Here is a 19,335-nt window from a genome sequence, read left to right as displayed (position 1 = left end):
TCCTTCTTTTCGATTCTGTTTCAGTTACCCAAGTCGTCTCTTGAGGTTCACGTTTGCCTCAATGCCATGTTTTTCCGAGGGCGAGCCGCCGGCATGCCGATCGGAATGTGTGTTGTGCAGACATGTCCGCCCTGCGCCAAGGTCGACAGTCTCTGGACGTGGACGTCAAGGATGCGGCTGAATGCGGCCAGTTCTGCGTCGCACATTTGCGGGAAGTCAGCTGCAACATGCTCAATCGGGCAGTGCCCCTGGCACAGTTGGATCGCAAAGTCGCCGCTACCGATGGGGCGGATGCTTGCGGCATACCCGTCCTCGGTAAGGGCCGAAGCAAGCGCCTCTGCCCGCAGGCGTGGATTGGTTCCAGCAGCGCGAACCACAGGGGTGTAGCGCCGCTCAATCTCACGGGAACGAGATGCCGCAAAACCGTCAATCAGCTCTTCCCCAGCGGCCTTCGACATGTACGACAGGGCCTTCGTGGCTAGTTCCATGTAGCCATCTTGGAGGCATTCCCGTCCCCCGTCGGTTGCCACGTAGTGGCGCGCAGGGCGCCCTCGTCCACGCTTCGAGAGGGAAGCAACTTCGTGTTCGCGAATCTCCCCGGACTCTTCCAACGACGTGATGTGCCTGCGCACGGCAGCCGTGGTGAGCCCGAGGAACCTTGAGATGGCTCCAGCCGTAACTGGCCCGTTCTCAATCACCAGGTTGCGGACCATTTGCCTCGTGCCCGTGTCCCGGGCTGCATCGCGGGTCTTTGTAGTCGAGTCTTCACCCATCATGGCCCCCGTTCGCGCAATCGTTCTGCCAAGCCACCACAGGATGCAGTCATCTAAGACCGCTGTGTAGGCTTCCGAAACAGTCTAGCCGATTTTCGAAACACAGCTATTGGCAAAACCTCACGTTTGACCACATTGTGGCAAGGGACCTCTGACTCAGGACCGCGGAACCATGCGGATTACTCCGCCTTGGCCGGGCTTTCGAGGGCGGAAGCCTGCCGCTTTATGGCGGCCTTCACAAATTCCGTAAATAGTGGATGCGGGCTAGTAGGACGCGACTTAAACTCCGGGCGCGCCTGGGTTCCAATGTAGAAAGGATGCTGCTCTTCATCCATCTCCACGAACTCAACCAGCGAGCCATCCGGAGAGAAGCCGCTGAAGCGCAGGCCAACGCCAGCTAGGGCGTCCTCGTACTCCCGGTTGATTTCAGCACTCTGGTGGTGCCGTTCGCTGATCAAAGTCTCACCGTAAATGCGCTGCACGCGCGAACCTTCAACAAGGGCAGCCGGATAGGCTCCCGCCCTCATCCCCGTCTTCCGGTTGGTGCCGTCCTCAGCCTGCTGGACAACCACTTCGTTCTCAATGATGAGCGGGTGGTCTGCTGCATCTCCCGAAACCGGAACGTCAGCCAGAACTCCCTTCGCAGCATCAATGACCATGCACTGAGCGCCAAGCCCAATCCCCAGAACAGGAACGTTGTTCTTTCGCGCCCACTCCAACGCGCCGAGGACGCCCCCGATCTTTTCATTCCCGAATGTTCCGGGAAGGAGGATGCCGTCAACATCAGCCAGCGCCTTCGCAGCAGCTTCTGGGGTAGCGCACTTGTCGGCGCGGATCCACCGGGTCTTCACGCGGCAGTCATTCGCAAAACCGCCAGCCTTGAGCGCTTCCGTAGCGGACAGGTAGGCATCTTGAAGTTCGGTGTACTTGCCAACCAGGGCAATCTCTACCTGATGCAGGGGTGAATTGACGCGTCGCAACAGGTCATCCCAGCGCGTCCAGTCGACGTCGTGGAAGAGCAGGTCAAGGCGTCGCACCACAAACGCATCCAAACCCTGCCGGTGCAGGACCTTGGGGACCGCGTACAGGGACGAAGCATCCGGGCAGAGGATGACGCCCTCAAGGTCGACGTCGCACATCATTGAGACTTTGCGCTTGATGGAATCTGGAACCTCAACCTCGGTACGCAACACGATGACGTCCGGCTGGATACCCACGGACCGTAGTGTCGCGACGGAATGCTGGGTGGGCTTTGTCTTGATCTCTCCCGCAGCCTGCACGTACGGCAACAGGGAAACGTGGATGAACATGCAGTTGTCGCGACCTAGTTCACGTCGCACCTGGCGGGCCGCCTCAAGGTAGGGCGCCTCCTCAATGTCGCCGACCGTTCCACCAATCTCCGTAATGATGACGTCGGGGGCTGGGCTCCCGTCGGTGGGCTCAGCCTGGATACGCATACGGCGGGCAATCTCATTGGTGACGTGAGGAATGACCTGCACGGTCTCTCCCCCATAGAATCCGCGTCGGTCATTGGCGAGGACGGAAGAGTAAACCTTCCCCGTCGTCGCGTTGGCTCCCCCGGACAGTGAGACGTTGAGGAAACGTTCGTAGTGGCCGATGTCGAGGTCGGTTTCAGACCCGTCCTCGGTCACAAATACTTCACCGTGCTGGAAGGGGTCCATCAGTCCGGGATCAACGTTGAGGTATGGGTCAAGTTTCTGCATCACCACGTGCAGGCCACGGGCGCGAAGAAGCATACCTAAAGATGAGGCAGTGAGTCCCTTACCCAGGGAGGAAACAACACCCCCGGTAACAAAAATCTGTTTTGTGACGTGATTATTGCCTGAAGAAAGCCCGTTGGAGGGCCGGGGAGAGTCATTGACCATGGACCCTAATTCTACGCTGTGACCAGGGGGCAAAACGACTCGCTTCAAGCCCAGTCCGTCACGTTGTGGCGACTATGGAAGAGGTGCTAGCACTTCGAGCGCGCCAGATTGCGTTCCATATGATCCCGTAGCACCCGAAGCTAGGGCCAGGACAGCGTTGAGGGCACCCATTGGGCTTCCTCCCCTATCAGCTGTCGCCAGCGGGGAACCCGCTTCGCGGAGAACTGCGATGAACTGATCGGCCGTGGCGGCCTGTCCCACAGCTACCGCTGGCACACTCGCGTCAGCAAATGCGGTGCCGAGGGCGATCCACCCGTCACGGGTCAGGGGCGCCACGGAGACGGCCGCATCCCCACCGGCCTCGTTCCCTGACTGAGTTTGATCAACCCCGGCAGGGCGTTCGCTTCCGGCTCCCACCAGCATGAGCCCATCCGCGAGCTCGGTCGACAGGGCGACCACCAGGGGCGTGGCCTCATCGGTCAGCATCCCACCGATAAGTTCCGCGTCGGGGCTGTCCACTGTCAACGTTTCTACCAAGCCTGTCGCGAGCACTGCGGCTGGAGATGGATCCGCGGGCCGCCCTGCTAGGTACGAAGAGACTGGAGACGCCAGGGTTTCTCGGTAGGTATTGGCATCCTGAGAGACGAAGGCCTCCGTGAGTTCAACGGGACCCAACACTTGCGCGCCAGCCTGCTCAAGCGCGCTTGTTGCAACATCAACATCTGCGCTGGTCGCGTCCGGGAGCACAACCACCGCGATGTTCTTGCCAGACATGGTCCCCGGGAGGACCTGCTCGGCCAGAGCAGAAGCAAGCTCCTGCCCTGCCTCACCTTCCGCCGAGGCCGCTGCCAGTTCCTCTTGAAGATCGGCAACCGAGGCCACAGCCGCCTCATCTGAGCCGACGTTGCTAATAGCATTTTGCAGTGGGCCAGCCCCAAGAACAACCCCAACTGCAAGCGCCAAGAACACGCCAATCAGTGAAACCAGATGGTAGCGAAAGTTGATCATGAGCGGACCTTCCGAGCGGTGACTTTCGTGATTTGGGGCTGGCTATCGTGGCCGTGCAGGCCTGCCATCACCCGCGGAGATAGGAGGGATCGGCCCAACATTGGAAGGACGCCGGCGACCCCGATGAGTCCGGAACCAAGTGGGGTAAACAGGAAGGCTGCGACCCCGGCCAGGAGGGCGGCAACAAGCAGCAGTGCAAGCCACCATCCGGACAGACGAGGACGGTAGACGGCAAGCAGTGCGTCGAGGGAGAGGAGTCGGTCCCGCAGCTGCGCTGCGACAAGCACGCTGCCCGTGGTTTCGAGGCCACTTCGGTCGATGAACTGGGTGAGGGTGCGCGGCGCGGAGCAGTCCACGACCGCCGCTGCACCGTTGCTGGCTGCGAACAGCATCGCGACGTCGGTGCCTGACAGGCCCGTGAGAACCGCGTCGAAGTCAACGGAGTGTCGTTTCAGCATTTCTCGTGCCGGAACGACTTCGTCCGTGCTGGGTACCACTACTTGACGGACCTTTTTCAGGAGGCGCGCCTCAACGTCCCTTGGGTCACCAACCAGGACCGTTGGTTTCAAACCTACCTGCGCCAGCGCATTTGCTCCCGTTCCAACAGCGATGATGACGGGGTTGTGGTCGCCAACGAACTGGCGTAGCTGCGTCTTTTGAGCGGTGAAGTCGGATGTGGGGGTGGCGATCAGGGCAATCCTTCCCTCCATCTTGACTCGGGATGAAGGTAGCCCCACTCCGTCAACAATCAGGGGCTGTTCGGATGCGAAGTCGCGTGATGCAGATAGGGCGTAGGCGCCAACCTTACTCACGAGCCGCTCTTGCACGCCTGTTGCGTCCTCGTTTGCGTCGCGAGTGCTGACCCGTCTTCCGGAAGCGAGTAGGCCCTCCTTCGTTGAGACGTCCGCATCTGTAATGTCGAGGACGGCTCCATCTCGGACATCCAAAATGTCGTTGCCGAGGTCGTCAATGACCGTCACTCCGCGGTCTAGGAGGGCTGCGGTCCCTGTTGCGAGGGCGCGACCCGTTGACCCCTTCGCCGCATTGAGGACGGCCCTTGGGTTGTAAGAGAGGAGTGTGTGCGCGGCTTCAAAGTCTAAGTCGGGTGCGTCGACGATGAGGATCGTGCCGGGTGGGGGCGCTTGAAGGAAGCGTCCGTGGCGGTCGGCGACCTGAGCGCGGGCAGAGAACGATTGGGGGGATGCCGTAGTCACGATGTCGATTCTTCCACGTTGCCTGCTCTTTCCAGTTTGAGGGCGTGTCGGCGTGCCGCGCCCTCCTTGTCGTCACCGCCCAGCATTCGCACAATCTCATCGGTCTTGTCTTCATTGCTGACGGGGCGCACCCTTGCGGTTCCATCACTTTTCTCGACGACGAAGTTGGCGTCGGCGAGGGCGGCCACCTGGGGCAGGTGAGTGACGACGATGACCTGATGAAAATCGGCTAGGGCCTTGAGTCGCGCCCCAACCTGGTTTGCTGTCAGGCCACCGATTCCGGCATCCACCTCGTCAAACACCATGGTTTGTGGTGTTTGATCGGTGGCGAGGACGACCTCGATGGCAAGCATGATGCGTGACAGTTCCCCGCCGGAGGCGCCCTCGTCCAAAGGAGTTGCTGGAGCATTGGGGTGGGGCTGCAGCAGCATCTGTACGCGGTCTTGCCCCGAAGCGGAAAGTTCAGTCGTGCTGACTTCAACAATGACGCGAGCATTGGCGAGTGCCAGTGCAGTAAGTTCCCCGTTGACCTTCTTCCCGAGGTCTTCGGCGGCAAGCCGCCTTGATGCCGACAGGTTTTCAGCGAGTTTTTGAAGCTCCTGCTCAGCCGCTTCTAGGGCAAGGCGGGCGGCCTGCGGATCCCCTTCAACCCCCTCAAGTTCACCGATGCGCGTCTTGGCGGTTTCGCACCAGGCAAGCAGTTCCGCCGCGTCACGCGCGCGCCCTCGGCACAGTTCCGTCAGGGTTGCTCGACGTTCATGGAGGCGCGCAAGTTCGTCTGGATCATCAAAGAGAACTTCACCGTAGTCACGTAAATCAGAGATCAGCTCATTGATCTCCGCGTCCATGGACTGCGCCCTCCGACTGTATTCCTCCAGTTGCGGATCGAGGTAGGAGGCCTTGAGGAGAACGTCAACAACGGAACCCAGCAGGTCAGCCACGGCCGCTTCGGATCCAAATCCCTCACCCGTCAGTGTCGCAAGTGCCCCACCCGATGCGGACCTCAACTGTTCAACGTTGGAGAGCCTGTCGATTGCTGAATCCAGCTGCACCTCCTCGTCCGGGGACGGATCCAACGCTGCGACCTCGTCGGTGACTTCACGCAGGTAGCGCAGTTCCACTTCGAGGCGATCCTTATCGGCTTCCAGTTGTGCGGTGCGGGCCCGCAGGTTTGTGACTGTGGCCCACTGCCGCTGATAGGCGGCTAACTGGTGGTCGTGTGGTGGCGGGGCATAACGGTCCAGCAGCTCCCTCTGGTGGGTCGGTGATTTGAGGCGCCACTGGTCGGCCTGCCCGTGGATCGTGATCAGGCTACCTGCCGTGTCGGCCAGGGTCCTGGCCGGAACGGGTCGCCCGGAAATTGCAGCGCGTGACCGCGTGGGGGTGACAGTGCGCGCGAAGGCCACTTCGCCCTCGTCGACCTGGAATCCCGCTTCCTCCAAGTCGTTTGCAACAGCGGTGGGAACGGAGATTACTGCGTCAACTTCAGTGCGGCCGCGCCCCGTCTTGATGATTCTGGGTTCGGCGCGCCCGCCCGTGAGGAGGCGAAGGGCCGTGAGGAGCATGGTCTTCCCCGCACCGGTTTCACCCGTTATTGCAGTGAGTCCGCCCCCCAGTTCCAGGTCACAGTCTTCAAGCAACGCCAAACCAGAAACGCGCAGATCAGTCAGCATTGAGATGTTCCGTTGTCGCCACGCCCTCGGCACGCCAGCCGACCACCGGTAGGTTGAACTTGCTGACGAGGCGTGCGGCGAAAGGCGTGTTGTCGAGGCGCACCAGCTTGATGGGCTGTGATCCCGCGGTGACTTCAATACGTGACCCTGGCGGGGCGACCACTTCGCGACGCCCGTCCAACCACACGGTTGGGGCAACGCGGTTGGATTCGAGGACGCCCACCTCCAAGTGTGAGGTGGGGGCGACAACCAGCGGCCTCGTAAACAACCCGTGAGCAGCGAGCGGAGCCATGACGATTGCCTGCGTTTCCGGCCAAACCACGGGACCACCGGAAGAGAACGCGTAAGCTGTCGAACCCGTTGGCGTCGCCAAAATGATGCCGTCCGCAGCGTAGGTGGAAACAACCTGTCCGTCGACCACGAACGCGAACTCTGCTGGGTGGGCGTTGTCAGAATGTAGAACGACGGCGTCGTTGAGCGCCCAGTCATCGCGGACGGTTCCGTCGGGGCTGACTATCCGCACTTCCAAAGTCATGCGGGGATCAATTCCGTAGTCACCAGCGGCAATCTGCCGCAAAACGAACCCGATTGAATCAGCAGTAGTTTCAGTGAGGAAACCCATGTGCCCAAAGTTGATGCCCAGCAGGGGCACGTCCTCCCGGTAAGCAATCTCAGCGGCTTTCAGTAGCGTCCCATCCCCACCAAGCGTCAGGATGAGGTCTGGCTTTTCCTCAAGGACGAGGGCGTCAAAGTTGGCGTCACCATCCATGATGTCGGCAGCATCGATTAGTTCGATGTCTAGTTCTTCGGCGTGACGATGCAACCGCTTCGCGGCCTTGCGGACATCGTCGCGGTGCATATGGCGAACTACAAGGATCCTCATTGTGTCGACTCAATCCCTTCTTGGGGGCCATTTTCCACGGCCGCGCGGATCGCTTCTGCAAGGTCACTACCGTTTATTGGCGTCAGCGCCCCGTCTTTGACTACCGTATCGGGGGCTAATGCCAGAAAGTACTCCACGTTACCGGCGGGACCTGGCAGTGGCGATGGCGCTACCCCCACCACGTGAAGGCCAACGCCCTCGGCAAACTCTGCGACCTGGGTGACTGCCTCGATGCGCAGTTCTGGGTCACGGACCACTCCCCCGGGACCAACGCGGCCTTTGCCGACCTCGAACTGGGGTTTCACCATGAGGACCTGCAGCGCATCGGGGGCGCATCGGGCCAGGTTGTCGATCACTTTGGTCAGGGAAATGAACGACAGGTCTGAAACCACCAGCGTGGGGGCAGCGCCGCTTTCGGACAGCACCTGTTCGGGGGTGAGGTGGCGAATATTTGTGCGCTCGAAGACTTCCACCCGGGGGTCTTCACGCAGTTTCCACGCTAGTTGTCCGTAACCCACGTCGACTGCAACCACGGACTGCACGCCCCGGCTCAGCAGCACTTCGGTGAAACCGCCGGTGGATGCTCCAGCATCCAAACAGCGTTGCCCGTCAAGTGGCGGCAGTATTCCCTCAAATGCGTCGAGGGCACCCAGTAGTTTGTGCGCCCCCCTGGAAACCCAATCCTGTTCGGGGGCAGCAACTACTTCGAGTGCAACGGAGTCCTCAACTTGTGTGGCCGGTTTGGTTGCGGTCATCCCGGCGACTGTGACGCGGCCAGACGCAATCAACTGCTGCGCAACCGTCCTCGACTCTGCGAGGTGGCGGCGCACCAGTTCTGCATCTAGCCGGCGTCTGGTCATTGCACCTTCAGCGACGCGAGTTCTTCACGCAGCTCTTTCTCAAGGGCGCGCAGACCTCCCAGCTCACTGTTGAGGCGCTGTAGAACATCCGTGCCTTCAGGCGCACGAAGCGCTTCGACAGGCAGCGGATTCTCCAGCGCTTCAGCGAGGCTGTTTTCAGTCATCGCTACCGTCGCCGTCCTCGACAGTGTCTTTGGCGGCTTCCGCGGCCTCGTCAGTAATCGCCTCGGCCTCTTCAACGACCTCGGCCTCTTCAACCAACGCGTCCTCGGCTGCGACCTCTTCAGCGATGGCTTCCTCAAGTACTGCATCTTCACCGGACGTTTCTTCTTCCGGCTCAGGCTCCTTGAAGTTGGGTTCGGTGATGATTCCGGCAAGATCGGCGTTGTCCACAACGATCAGTTCTGGAATGCGCACCTTGTGGTCGGCATCCGTGGCTTCCCATCCGGCAGCTGCTGCCGCGCGGTAGGTATCAAGGTTGATGGTGACAGGATCACCATCAGAACGAAGTTCAATACCGTCGACAACCATGTATCCCCAGCGGGTAAATGACACAGGCTGGGAGACACCTGCAGTCCACGTTCCATCCCTGTGGTGTTTGGGTTGCGGATGCGTCTCCTGAAGACCACGCAGGTCAAGCGCTAGGTAAGCGGGACGTTCACCACGCTTGGCGCGTACAACGTCTGCTGCACTACTGACGCCTGTGAGGACATGCAGGGAAGGCATGCGAGCCGCGAACGCAGCTGCGGTATCCGTTTCCAAGCGGTCACCAACGCTAAGCGGATTCTCAGCTTTGACAGTTGCTGCAGCGCGAACCATGATTTCAGGATGGGGCTTGCCCGTTGCCTCAGCGCGGCGGTTCGTGGCCCTAGAGACTGCGGCTACAAGTGAACCGTTGCCAAGCGCCATGCCACGCTCGGTTGGGAGCGTGGTGTCCAGGTTGGTCGCGTAGAAGCGTGCCCCATTATTGATGGCGTAGGCCGCTTCAGAAAGCTCCGCCCACCCCACATTGGCGGCGTAACCCTGCACCACGGCGTCAACTTCACCCTTAGCATCACGAACGGCAACAAACCCTGCCTCTTTCACCAGATCTTCAAGTGGCTGTGATCCAACGACGAGGACGGTAGAGCCTGGCTCAAGCTGCTCTTTGATGAGGTAGACACAGTCCATAGCCGAGGTCATGATGTGCTGAGCCTCTGCGGGAATACCGAATCCAGCCAACTTCTCAACAACCTCTTGGGCCGATCGCGAGGCATTGTTTGTCGCGTAGGACAGGCTCACGCCATCGTCTGCGACTTCGTTGAGAACTTCGGAGGCGTGGTCGATTGGATTCGCTCCCTCGAAGCAAACACCGTCCAAGTCGAGCACCAGGGCGTCGTAGATCTCAGACAGTGCCTGCGTACTACCTCGAAGTGGGGTTCGCGTGTGGTCAACGTCCGCATCAAGAAGTTCACCAAGGTCGGTGATCTCCATGACCTCTTCCTCAACCGGCATAGCCTCTTCAACTGCGACGGCTTCTTCTTCACGTCCGAGGACGCGCAACAGGTCAGCTTGCATGCTCATGAGCCGAGCGCGCTGCTCATCAACGCCTTCGGCGGGAATGGCGCGAAGTGCATCTTCAACCAGGACCAGACTCAGTTCGGTCTGACCTAGGTCTTGACGAGCTCCTGCTGCAACCAAGATAACTTCAACCTGCTCGTCAAGAGGCATCTTGGAGGTGTCCGCAGCCTCAATGACTTCAAGGGCTTTCTCTGGGCGTCCCAGCCCGCGCTCACTATCTGCCTCAATGGCGCGGAGGGACTCGTCGCCCCGCATCCGTCGGACTGCGCGCACCTCACGAAGAGCTTCTTCGTAGCGCCCGGTGGCGTAAGCGGTCAGTGCAGCCGCTTCGCGAACCACATCGACTCGACCCGCGCGCTTCACTGCGGCCTGTGCGTGTTCATATGCCTTGTCGGCATCGACATCCAGCAGCTGGCCAGCCATCACCAGGTGGCGAGCCACAATTTCCTTGTTGGCGCCGGCAAGGGTGTCCAGCGCATTGAGAACTTCTTCCCCGATCTCATCTGCAACGACACCTGCGGGAATTACGGGCTCGTTAGGGTCTGCTGAACGGTATTCAGCCTGGTGTGACTTCGGCTTCTTGCTGCCAAATCTGTCATCGCGGCGATCTTGGTTACGCCCATCTGAGCGCTGCCCGGCAAACCGTGGCTGCTCGTCGCGCCTATCCCGACTATCGCCCTTTCGATTATCGCGACGGTCATCCCGGCGATCATCCCGACGACCACGGTTGTCCCGCTGGTTGCGGTCCCGATCACGATCACCATACGAACGGTTATCCCGGCGATCATCACGCTGCCCACGATTGTCCCGGCGATCATCACGCTGGTTCCGATCACGATCACCATACGAACGGTTATCCCGACGATCATCACGCTGCCCACGGTTATCCCGGCGATCATCACGCTGATTCCGATCACGATCACCATACGAACGGTTATCCCGACGATCATCCCGCTGCCCACGGTTATCCCGGCGATCATCCCGCTGATTTCGATCACGATCCCGGTCACCATAGGAACGATTGTCCCGGCGGTCGTCACGCTGCCCACGGTTATCCCGACGATCATCACGCTGCCCACGGTTATCCCGACGATCATCACGCTGATTTCGATCACGATCCCGATCACCATAGGAACGATTGTCCCGGCGATCATCACGCTGGTTCCGATCCCGATCACCATAGGAACGATTGTCCCGGCGATCATCACGCTGATTCCGATCCCGATCATTGGAACGCGGCGCCCGGCTTCCACCTTGTCCGCCGCGGCCAGCGTTGTTGTCCCGCCTGTCACCGCGTGGGCGGCCTTGGTCATTTGACCGATTTTCGTACGCCACGTTGCCTCTTTCACTCTGCAGAAATACTGCGACCAGTCTACCCGTGGCCTCCAGCAGAGTAAGCACACCCTGGTACGCAACACGTCACGCTCACCCATTGGGCTTGTGGGTCATGGTCTGCGGGGACAGCGTGCGCGCCTAAGGTTGCCGCAGTCGCCTAAGGTTGCCTGCAATTCGCAAGGACGCAGGCAACCTTAGGTGATACCGGCAACCTTAGGTTGCTCTTCATAAGAGGGCTGTAGGTGGTGTTTGAATCCTCCGGTGCGGAGGAGGCTTTGGTGGATGTTGTTTTGCAGGTTTCGAAATCCCTGGGGCGATGCAGCGGAGATGGTCGAGGAGCCAGTTCGGGAACCCCGGGGCGCCTTGTACTTGGGGTGCCCCACCCACGTCGGGGGTGCCCCACCCACATCGGCGGCACTCACGCCCACCCCCGCGGCACCCACGCCTCCGCGAGATCGAATATTATCGACAGTTTCGGGTCCAATAACAGTGTAATGTGTCGATACTATTCGATCTCGCGGTTTGAGGCGGGTAGTGACGGCAACGGTTCGCTGTCGTAGAGGCGAGAAGGATACCCACAGTCTCTTCTGCGGAGAGGCGCCCTTGGTTTGGGAGGCTGTTGGGGGCGCGGTGAAAACCTGCCACATCAGTGTAGTTAGGTACGGCGCCCCCGCGGCGAACGCGAAACCCTGAAGTTTAGACACCAATAATGGCCGCATCCCCCCAATAATGGCCGGTATCCCAGGCGTGCGCGCATTGGTCCCTTAAACAGCGACCGGCGGCCCGACCCTTCCGAGTCTGACCGCCGGCTCACCGACTATTGGTTCGTGACTACCTCTCGCCTCTTGCCGATTCCCACCCACTGGTGGTGCTCATTATCTGAGCCTCACCCTGAGCAGTTAGCAGCCACCAACCTCCTACCTTTGGATGTTCCAAAGGCTCCTACTTGCACTCCGGCAGCTTCATGAGAGCGTTAGGTAGTACGCCGACGCCACCAACGAGAGTGGTCATCTCAACCTGTGAATCCGCACCGGTGATCCACTCAGAGACCACTGGCTTCGGAATGCACTTCCCATTGCTCAGAACCAGACGCTGTGTCGGGTCACCTGCAGCAGGAGCAGCAGACAGAGCATCCGGGAAGTCTGTACCCGTTGCTACCCAAACACCGGTCATTGCAGTGTCCCCAACATTTGCGCTCACATAGTTGTTCACAGCAATGTTGGTTGCATACCTATCCGCACCTGACACACGGGTGACGGTCGAGAAGTCCTTCTTCAAGTTCGACTCGATCTTTGCGTTGACTGCACCCACACCGCCCGCGATCACAACATTATCGGTTCCGAGGCGCTTCAGAAGCGCTGTGGACTCCGACATGAGGTTCGAACCCGAACTACCGTTGACCAGCAGCACCGGAGCGTCGAACGCACCCGCAGCTGCCGAAGCAGACAGACCATCCGGGTATGACAGACCGGTCGCAATGAACGCCCGATCAACATCTCGGCCACTGAAGAAGGTCTGGAAGACCTTCGCGCTAGTCTCGTAGCGGTCCTCTCCACCGATTCGCAGCGGGAACACACCGGTTGCATTGCGCAACTGTGCCACCACGTTCGACGAAACAACACCGCTACCACCGATCACGTACACCTTGCTTGGCGCAAGACTCTTGATCTTTGCCAGGCTCTGTGCAGGAAGGGCACCCTTTGCAGTGAGGAACAAAGAACCATCGTTCACCGTTACCGCGGGTGATACAGACAGTGCATCCGCGAAGCCGGTACCTGACGCAACGAACACCACTCCACCCTTTTCGTGGTCGAGGGCGTTGATGACTGCCAGGTTGGTCGAATAGCGGTTGTCACCAGCGACGCGACGAACGTTGGGCTCAACTGGCTCCGGGCTGCTGCCTGAACGCGCAGGCACAATAACCTCTGTGCCCGTCGGAGTAGCAGTAGCAACAAGGTTGCCTTCGCCGCCAAAGCCCGCCGGAACAGTGAATTTCACGGTTGCCGAATCAGTCCAGTTGCCGTCCTCAAGTTTGGACTCGTTGATGGCGAACGTTCCAATCTCAGTTCCTGCAAGAGACACCTTCAACTCAGTGTTCTTCGGAGCTCCCACAGCCTGAACATTGATGTCACGGAATGTCAGGGTAACTTCCTGACCCGCTACCAAACCTTCTTCTGGCATGCCTTCAACCGCAACACCCCGACGTGAGAAGTCTGGGGCAATCGGGGTCTCAAACACGATTGTTTCGTCGGCGCCAGCTGTCGCGCCAGACGCGACCGATAGGTACTCCAGCCACGACTCCCAGTCAACAAGACCTGTGTCGATAACGGTTGCATCCCTGAATGCGAAGAAGTTGTCTCCACCAGCAGCCAGGAACTCGAATGTACCGACGTTGTACGTCTGGTCCATTTCAAGAGCCTTCCCGTCAAGCGTGACCGAATCAATTACGCCGAGCTTGAAGTCGGGGTGAGCTGGATCAGTGTACTCGTGGTAGGTGTACGAGATATTGTCCGACAGACCCAACTGCAGGTAGGAACGTGAAGGAACTGCACCAGTTGCATCACGCTGCCACTGCTGTTCCAACATCTTCACAATCTGTTCCCCAGTCATCTGGGCAACTGAGAGGTTGTTGTTGAACGGCAGGACTGCGCGGGCACCGGCGACCGTGATGGTTCCATCTGCTCCGTACTCGAAGTCTGTCCGCAGGCCACCCGGGTTCGTCACACCAAAGTCAGGTGCAACCGGGAGAGTAGCCATCTGTCCATCACGGAGCATGTTGCCGACCAGAGTGCCCATCGGGGATTCGCCGTCACGGTTGTTTGCCGCCCCGGTTGTGCCCTTCTGCCACTTGCCGTCAACGTACTCACCCAAGGTGTAGTCACGGGAAAGGGTCTGCGTGATCTTACCGACCGGAACAGCACCTTCCGCGTCTGCAACCTGCAATGCTTCCAGGGTGATTCCGTAGATTTCCTCCATGGTTTGGTTACCATCGACCATGTCTTCAATGCTCTTGCCAGCGGCGAAGCCAGCGACATTGACGATCTCCATCGAGTAGTCCTCGAGGACGCCAGAATCACGACCAACGGAGAGGACAACCTTACCGACGTTGGTACCGTACTGACCCGTCGAAACGATGGGGCGAGTAGCGCCATCAACGCCGGGAACCGGACCATTCCATGTGTACACCCGGTGGGTGTGACCGTTGAAGATCACGTCCACTGCAGCTGAGGTCTCAGTAACGATGCGAGCAAAGATTCCGCCCTCTTCGATCTTCTCCTGAAGCGTGGTGTCCGCGCTCACTGCAGCAGCACCTTCGTGGTACTCAGCAATGATGATGTCCGGGCGGTACGAGGCCGGGAGGGACTCGAGACGCTCAGCGACACGGTTTACCGCGTCGACCGGATCACCAAATGTCAGGCCAGCTACGTTATCCGGGTTTACCAGCGTGGGAGTATCTTCAGTCACCACTCCGATAACTGCGATCCTCTGGCCACCTGCATAGAATGTTGCGTACTCAGGCAGGACCGGAGTAGTGGTCCCTTCCTTGTACACATTCGCACCCAGCAACACACCATTGAACTCTTTGGCGAGGCGATCACGAAGATCAGCCCAACCGGCATCAAATTCATGGTTGCCCACGGCCGATGCTTCCATGCCCAGGGCATTCAGCAAGTCGATTGTCGGCTGGTCCTTGGCTAGTGCCGAAGCAAACAGCGATGCCCCAACGTTGTCACCGGCTGAGAGGAACAAGGAGTTCTCGTAAGGTGCCTGGTTCCGTAGCGAGTCGATCGTGTAGGCGAAGTTGATCGTCGAACTTGCCGTGATCGCATTCTTGTCGTCACTTAGCTTCCCATCAATGCGACCGTGGAAGTCGTTGATGTTGAGAAGTGTGACCTCATCTGTTGCGACTACATCTTTTCCGGCCTTCAAACCCACAACTGCCGGGTCATGGTCGGAAGCCCGAACTGGCTTACCAATGTTCTTCTGAACGAACTCGCCGCCCGTGTAATTGTAGCGTGAGTAGTGCAGACCAATCTGCTCCGGAGCGTTGATGTTCCAGATTGCGTGGCCCGTAACTCGATCAGATGCGGAGTTTGAGATCAGCACGTGGTCCAGCGAGCCGTTAAGTCCGCTGTAGCTGTACGAGGCGGCAGCGGGCACTCCATCAACAATGTTCACGTTGGTGAATCCCGCGGCGTACATGCTGGTCATCGGCTATTCGAAGGTGTAGGAGTTAAAGTCACCGACGAGGACGGTATCTTCCACCGTGCATCCCGTGCGTGCCTTCAGTTCTGCCTTTGCATCTCCGTTAACCCACTTGACGAGGGCGTCAGCCTGAGCTGTGCGGGAAGCGTTCCAGCCGCCCTCACCCAGATCGGCCTCATCCCCAGCACCGGGGCTGGACTTCGACTTGAAGTGGTTCGCGACCAGGAAGAAGGGCTCGCCCCCGGCAGTCGGCTTGAACAGCTGACCGAACGGTGCACGAGCATTGGAGAATGCATCTCCAGCACCCGAGAGCTCACTTAGTGTTAGCTGGCCATCTTCAATTGCGGTCACCTTAGCGGGCTGGTAGATGATGCCCGGGTACATGACGTCCTGCTCATCGATGGGCTCTTGCTCGGAAGGTTCCGGAGTTACATAAGCCCACTTCTCTGTGCCTGCCGCAGCATTCAGTTGAGCAACCAAGTAAGCGGCGGAAGCGCCAGCCTTGGATGCATCACCGAAGGACATCTTGTACGAGTTCTCCAGCTCCATGACTCCGAGTGCCGAAGCATCAAGGTCATTGATTGCCTTAACAATGGAGTCCGTCTGGCGTGCCAGATTTGCCTCATCCCAAGCGCCACGCGGGTTCGACACTGACAGACCATCCTGCACGACATCGGAGCAGCGGTTGATCGCAACAGGAGCACCCGTATTGTCGTTGTAGGACGTGCAGTTCGCGCCGGGGTGGGCAGCTGCCCATGCTCCGCCGAGTGTGGTTGGGAAGTAGTTCTCTAGGTTGAAACCACCCACAACGATGTCTCCACCAAGGTTACCCGGAGCGGCAGGGCGCGTATGGGTGAAGGTGGCGGGCAGCGCGGTGGTAACTGCGGTCTCGGTGGTCATGATCTGGTGGGTCGGGTTCAGCGTCCATGCGTTGTTGCGGTAGTCAACAATGAGTGGCTCAGTGAATTCAACCTTCGCACCAACAGCGGTTGCACCGTCAGCCGAAACGTAAGGTGGCACCAACTTGTTGTTAGTGGCATTGCCCCCCGCGAAACGCGTTGTTGCGCCATCGTCGAGGACGAACAGGTTGGCAGCGTTGGCGGTTGCGATTTCTGCACGCTTGACCGTATCCGCGGTCACGTCCGAGGGCTGCTGCAGCGGGGCACCCGATACAGAGATCCCCAGCGTCCCGTAAGAGTTCGCGTTGTAGTTGTCGGTAACCGCGAACCCAGCATCCGAGGACGGAGTGTAGAGCATCGACTGGATCGCTGTGCGGCCCTCAGCCGTCTTCGGCCAAGCTCCCGTTGCGGGTGTGGCCAATGCGATCCCGGTCGTGTCCGCTACGACCTCAATCTTGGAGGGTGCACTTGCCGCCGGGCCGATGTTGAGCTGACGCAGACCATTGAAGGTCGCAACCGAACCGGTAACCTTCACGTATTTACCAACTTCGGGAGTTGGCGCCACGTTGTTACTGTGGTTGGTGTAAACGAAAATTGCGTCTGATTCTGTGGCTAAGTTGTAAGCACCACCGGAACCGGCCGTCTGGATCACAAATCCGTTCAGGCCACCCGTCGGGTAAGCGGCGGTGACCCAGCCTTCGGTTGTGACAGTTTCGCCATCAGCGCCAGCGCGAACCTCCGCGATGGTTGGATTCGTTGACACATCCAGCGGCGCAATATCTGAGGTGCCTGGCACCTGTACTGGCGCCTCTTCTGCTGGCGCGTCTTGTTCGGGAGCCTCTTCCCCTGGGCTACCTTCTTCGGGGTTTTCGTCTGGAGCCACTTCCCCTGCTGGCTCCGTCACGGCGACCTCAGGGTCACCTTCTGGAAGATCCACCGCAAGAGCAGGGCCGGCAAGGGTGAATGAAGTACCCACCAAAGCCGTTGCTGCCAATACGGAAGACCACCGCGAAACTAATCGCATTCTGTCTTCTTCGACAATGTGGGCGTCTATGCCCACTTGTTGTAATTAAACAAAAAGGCCGGGGGGTAACGATGTGACCATCGCACCTCCCGACTTTCCACACTTCTCCCCGATTTGAGGAGAAGATTGGACTAGCTAACCTACAGTGCGCGCGCAACGCTTGCAACGCGATTGAGGGCGCAGATGGCGACAGGTCACGCAACCATCACAGCATCGTGCGAAAACGTGCCAGAACGCCCTCTGAAACCTGCACTAAAGTGCAACCTAGCCTCCCTGCGGAAGCTGATGCACTCGAAATGGCACGTCTGTCCACACCACGCCGCCGACGTTGACCCGCACGTAGTACTCCCCCGGCCCGGGTAGCATGACGTCGCCCCAGCCGAGGACTGACGGGACATTTGTTGTCGGCCCCGGCTCCCCTTGCCGCTTGATCTGCCCGGACATGACACCAATTTGTTCATCGCGGCCGTCGTCGCCGCGATGCATCAGGTGTGCCTCAACGACGAGAACCTCGAAGTCGTCTTTTTCATCCAGCTCAATCAGTAGTGGAAGAACTGCGCCGAAGGGTGCGGGAAAGTCCTTACGCCACATCTCGCTAACCCCCGCGGAGAGTACGTTGAGCATCCCCTCCCGGATATTCGCAGCGTCAGCAAGTATTGCCATCGCAAGCCTCATCGTGTTTCCTCTCATCACCCATGTTCGAGGTCGATCCCCGTTCCCTCACGTTACCCGCTGTCGGCCACGCTAGGCTAAGTCAATGACCACCACGAGGCGGGTTGGGCAAGTCGGTTTCGCCATCACAACCGTCCTGGTCGCCCTCATTACACTGACGCCCCAGTCCGGGGGCTCAGCACACGGCGCCGTCGCCAAAGCCCTGCTCGATGCCCTTCACGCTATTGGGGTGCCCGCCAGTTTTGGCGAGGTCGAGTGGGAGTTCACCGCAAACATCATCATGTTTACGCCACTGGGCTTCTTCCTCGCCCTGGCGCTTCCAGCCGCGCGACTCTGGCTGGGCATCATCGCACTGCCACTCATGTCAGGGCTTATTGAGGCAAGCCAGTTTCTGTTTCTTCCCAGCCGCTACCCCACTATTTCAGATTTGGCAGCAAACTCACTGGGTGGCTGGCTTGGACTTCTTGCGGGCGTTGGAGTCCTACAAATCATCAACCACTCCACGACCCGACGAGGACGTGCTGGCGCAACCTAGGCTTTAGCCCGCCCGAACTTTGTCCAGCGCCGTAGCTCCGCCCGCTTCGGCATTGCAGGGATCCTGGGAATCCCCTGGCTGATGATGTCAGGTTCTGTCATTTCCCGTCGCTCGCCCTCGAATGTTCCAACGCCAAAGAGATCAACGATGCCGTTAAGATACGCTGCCGTGGTTTCCGCGGCAGGGACCAGCTGATCACGAGACTGTTTGTAAATGGCCCGCGACTCACGGAACGGATCCACAACGTCGAAGTCCCCATTTGACGCTGGAGGTGGCACCATTCCCCTCATACGGGCAACGGCCTCCACCGCCGCCTGTAAAGTGTCTGGAAACTCAGGGAAGCAGACTTCAACGTCCTCCGGACGAACGTGACCGGCGAGGTACGCGAACTCGCGCAACGTAAACGTTCGCCGCAACACCTGGGGGTCCATGCGAACAATACGTTTACGGTGTCCGCGGGAGAGTGCAAGGATTAGGTCGGACACTCCAAGTCTGCCTTTGGTAAGCATCTGCGCCCTATGCGCTTCCATGCCGCCGATGCCAATAGATGCAGCGATCCTAAGCTGTTGCGTAGGTACGCGCCCGTCTGGCACGGCCATAATCCCGGCGCTGGAGATGTTGAATTCTTCCGGTGGGAGGTCCTCACGAAGCAGGTACTCGGCAAGCGGGGATCGACAGATATTTCCAGTGCAAACAGTCAGTATACTCAACATGTGTTCTGGTAGGCCTCTAATCAGGGGTTTTGTCTGATCTAGGTTATCCGGAGAGATGACGACATGCCCACCGTCAGGACTTTTGTCACATAGT

At 59.3% G+C, this 19,335-nt stretch carries 15 protein-coding genes; 1 reads left to right on the top strand and 14 read right to left on the bottom strand.

Translation table 11 applies throughout. From position 1 onward, the window contains the following. Positions 1 to 47 precede the first annotated feature (47 nt). The 13 genes from H2O65_RS04545 to H2O65_RS04485 all read right to left on the bottom strand — a co-directional run bounded on the left by H2O65_RS04545 (position 48) and on the right by H2O65_RS04485 (position 17,996). Entirely contained in the window at positions 48 to 773 is a 726-nt protein-coding gene (locus H2O65_RS04545) for a metalloregulator ArsR/SmtB family transcription factor (protein ID WP_182142465.1), read from the bottom strand. 179 nt (positions 774 to 952) lie between these two features. Further along, the gene (locus H2O65_RS04540) at positions 953 to 2,659 is read right to left on the bottom strand and encodes a CTP synthase (protein ID WP_182142464.1); all 1,707 of its coding nucleotides are present in this window, start codon (positions 2,657 to 2,659) and stop codon (positions 953 to 955) included. A gap of 72 nt (positions 2,660 to 2,731) precedes the next feature. After that, positions 2,732 to 3,667 (bottom strand): copper transporter, encoded by a 936-nt coding sequence (locus H2O65_RS04535; protein ID WP_182142463.1) that lies wholly within the window; start codon positions 3,665 to 3,667, stop codon positions 2,732 to 2,734. After that, complete coding sequence (steA, locus tag H2O65_RS04530; RefSeq protein WP_182142462.1) at positions 3,664 to 4,881, bottom strand: putative cytokinetic ring protein SteA; 1,218 nt, start codon at positions 4,879 to 4,881, stop codon at positions 3,664 to 3,666. The genes H2O65_RS04535 and steA overlap by 4 nt, the downstream gene beginning before the upstream one ends. After that, positions 4,878 to 6,554 carry a DNA repair protein RecN gene (gene recN / locus H2O65_RS04525; RefSeq protein ID WP_182142461.1) on the bottom strand — a complete coding sequence of 559 codons (1,677 nt, stop codon included), beginning with the start codon at positions 6,552 to 6,554 and terminating at the stop codon, positions 4,878 to 4,880. The genes steA and recN overlap by 4 nt, the downstream gene beginning before the upstream one ends. Beyond that, the gene (locus H2O65_RS04520) at positions 6,544 to 7,437 is read right to left on the bottom strand and encodes an NAD kinase (protein ID WP_182142460.1); all 894 of its coding nucleotides are present in this window, start codon (positions 7,435 to 7,437) and stop codon (positions 6,544 to 6,546) included. The genes recN and H2O65_RS04520 overlap by 11 nt, the downstream gene beginning before the upstream one ends. Continuing rightward, complete coding sequence (locus H2O65_RS04515; protein ID WP_182142459.1) at positions 7,434 to 8,297, bottom strand: TlyA family RNA methyltransferase; 864 nt, start codon at positions 8,295 to 8,297, stop codon at positions 7,434 to 7,436. The genes H2O65_RS04520 and H2O65_RS04515 overlap by 4 nt, the downstream gene beginning before the upstream one ends. Further along, positions 8,294 to 8,461 carry a hypothetical protein gene (locus H2O65_RS04510; protein ID WP_182142458.1) on the bottom strand — a complete coding sequence of 56 codons (168 nt, stop codon included), beginning with the start codon at positions 8,459 to 8,461 and terminating at the stop codon, positions 8,294 to 8,296. The genes H2O65_RS04515 and H2O65_RS04510 overlap by 4 nt, the downstream gene beginning before the upstream one ends. Beyond that, positions 8,454 to 10,298, bottom strand: coding sequence for an HAD-IIA family hydrolase (locus H2O65_RS04505; RefSeq protein ID WP_259349581.1), 1,845 nt, complete (start codon positions 10,296 to 10,298; stop codon positions 8,454 to 8,456). Before H2O65_RS04505 ends, H2O65_RS04510 begins: the two co-directional genes overlap by 8 nt. Positions 10,299 to 10,381: 83 nt before the next feature. After that, positions 10,382 to 11,170, bottom strand: a complete 789-nt coding sequence (locus tag H2O65_RS04500; RefSeq protein WP_182142457.1) for a hypothetical protein — start codon at positions 11,168 to 11,170, stop codon at positions 10,382 to 10,384. A gap of 964 nt (positions 11,171 to 12,134) precedes the next feature. After that, on the bottom strand, positions 12,135 to 15,404 hold the full coding sequence (locus H2O65_RS04495) for a cell wall-binding repeat-containing protein (protein WP_182142456.1): 3,270 nt from the start codon (positions 15,402 to 15,404) through the stop codon (positions 12,135 to 12,137). A gap of 3 nt (positions 15,405 to 15,407) precedes the next feature. Continuing rightward, entirely contained in the window at positions 15,408 to 17,321 is a 1,914-nt protein-coding gene (locus tag H2O65_RS04490; RefSeq protein ID WP_182142455.1) for an ExeM/NucH family extracellular endonuclease, read from the bottom strand. 264 nt (positions 17,322 to 17,585) lie between these two features. Beyond that, positions 17,586 to 17,996: a DUF6941 family protein gene (locus H2O65_RS04485; RefSeq protein ID WP_182142454.1), complete on the bottom strand. Its 411-nt coding sequence runs from the start codon at positions 17,994 to 17,996 to the stop codon at positions 17,586 to 17,588. Positions 17,997 to 18,078: 82 nt separating this feature from the next. On the opposite strand from H2O65_RS04485, the gene H2O65_RS04480 reads away from it, so the two are divergent. After that, positions 18,079 to 18,528: a VanZ family protein gene (locus H2O65_RS04480; RefSeq protein ID WP_182142453.1), complete on the top strand. Its 450-nt coding sequence runs from the start codon at positions 18,079 to 18,081 to the stop codon at positions 18,526 to 18,528. Here the strand turns inward: H2O65_RS04480 and H2O65_RS04475 are convergent. Further along, positions 18,525 to 19,241 carry a low molecular weight phosphatase family protein gene (locus H2O65_RS04475; protein WP_182142452.1) on the bottom strand — a complete coding sequence of 239 codons (717 nt, stop codon included), beginning with the start codon at positions 19,239 to 19,241 and terminating at the stop codon, positions 18,525 to 18,527. The genes H2O65_RS04480 and H2O65_RS04475 overlap by 4 nt on opposite strands. Between the last annotated feature and the right edge of the window lie 94 nt (positions 19,242 to 19,335).

Origin of the sequence: Schaalia sp. JY-X169 (genome assembly GCF_014069575.1) — a bacterium.
In the GTDB taxonomy this organism is placed as follows: domain Bacteria; phylum Actinomycetota; class Actinomycetes; order Actinomycetales; family Actinomycetaceae; genus Scrofimicrobium.
Note: the sequence above shows the minus strand (reverse complement) of the source record. Positions and strands in the feature narration are given on the sequence as shown.

What these genes read in the sequence shown, in the direction of transcription:
- H2O65_RS04520 (WP_182142460.1), bottom strand. Translation starts at nt 7,437, where the DNA reads ATGAGGATCCTTGTAGTTCGCCATATGCACCGCGACGATGTCCGCAAG.
- H2O65_RS04475 (WP_182142452.1), bottom strand. Translation starts at nt 19,241, where the DNA reads ATGTTGAGTATACTGACTGTTTGCACTGGAAATATCTGTCGATCCCCG.
- H2O65_RS04480 (WP_182142453.1), top strand. Translation starts at nt 18,079, where the DNA reads ATGACCACCACGAGGCGGGTTGGGCAAGTCGGTTTCGCCATCACAACC.
- H2O65_RS04515 (WP_182142459.1), bottom strand. Translation starts at nt 8,297, where the DNA reads ATGACCAGACGCCGGCTAGATGCAGAACTGGTGCGCCGCCACCTCGCA.
- recN (WP_182142461.1), bottom strand. Translation starts at nt 6,554, where the DNA reads ATGCTGACTGATCTGCGCGTTTCTGGTTTGGCGTTGCTTGAAGACTGT.
- H2O65_RS04510 (WP_182142458.1), bottom strand. Translation starts at nt 8,461, where the DNA reads ATGACTGAAAACAGCCTCGCTGAAGCGCTGGAGAATCCGCTGCCTGTC.
- H2O65_RS04485 (WP_182142454.1), bottom strand. Translation starts at nt 17,996, where the DNA reads ATGAGGCTTGCGATGGCAATACTTGCTGACGCTGCGAATATCCGGGAG.
- H2O65_RS04540 (WP_182142464.1), bottom strand. Translation starts at nt 2,659, where the DNA reads ATGGTCAATGACTCTCCCCGGCCCTCCAACGGGCTTTCTTCAGGCAAT.
- H2O65_RS04500 (WP_182142457.1), bottom strand. Translation starts at nt 11,170, where the DNA reads ATGACCAAGGCCGCCCACGCGGTGACAGGCGGGACAACAACGCTGGCC.
- H2O65_RS04495 (WP_182142456.1), bottom strand. Translation starts at nt 15,404, where the DNA reads ATGACCAGCATGTACGCCGCGGGATTCACCAACGTGAACATTGTTGAT.
- H2O65_RS04490 (WP_182142455.1), bottom strand. Translation starts at nt 17,321, where the DNA reads ATGCGATTAGTTTCGCGGTGGTCTTCCGTATTGGCAGCAACGGCTTTG.
- H2O65_RS04535 (WP_182142463.1), bottom strand. Translation starts at nt 3,667, where the DNA reads ATGATCAACTTTCGCTACCATCTGGTTTCACTGATTGGCGTGTTCTTG.
- H2O65_RS04545 (WP_182142465.1), bottom strand. Translation starts at nt 773, where the DNA reads ATGGGTGAAGACTCGACTACAAAGACCCGCGATGCAGCCCGGGACACG.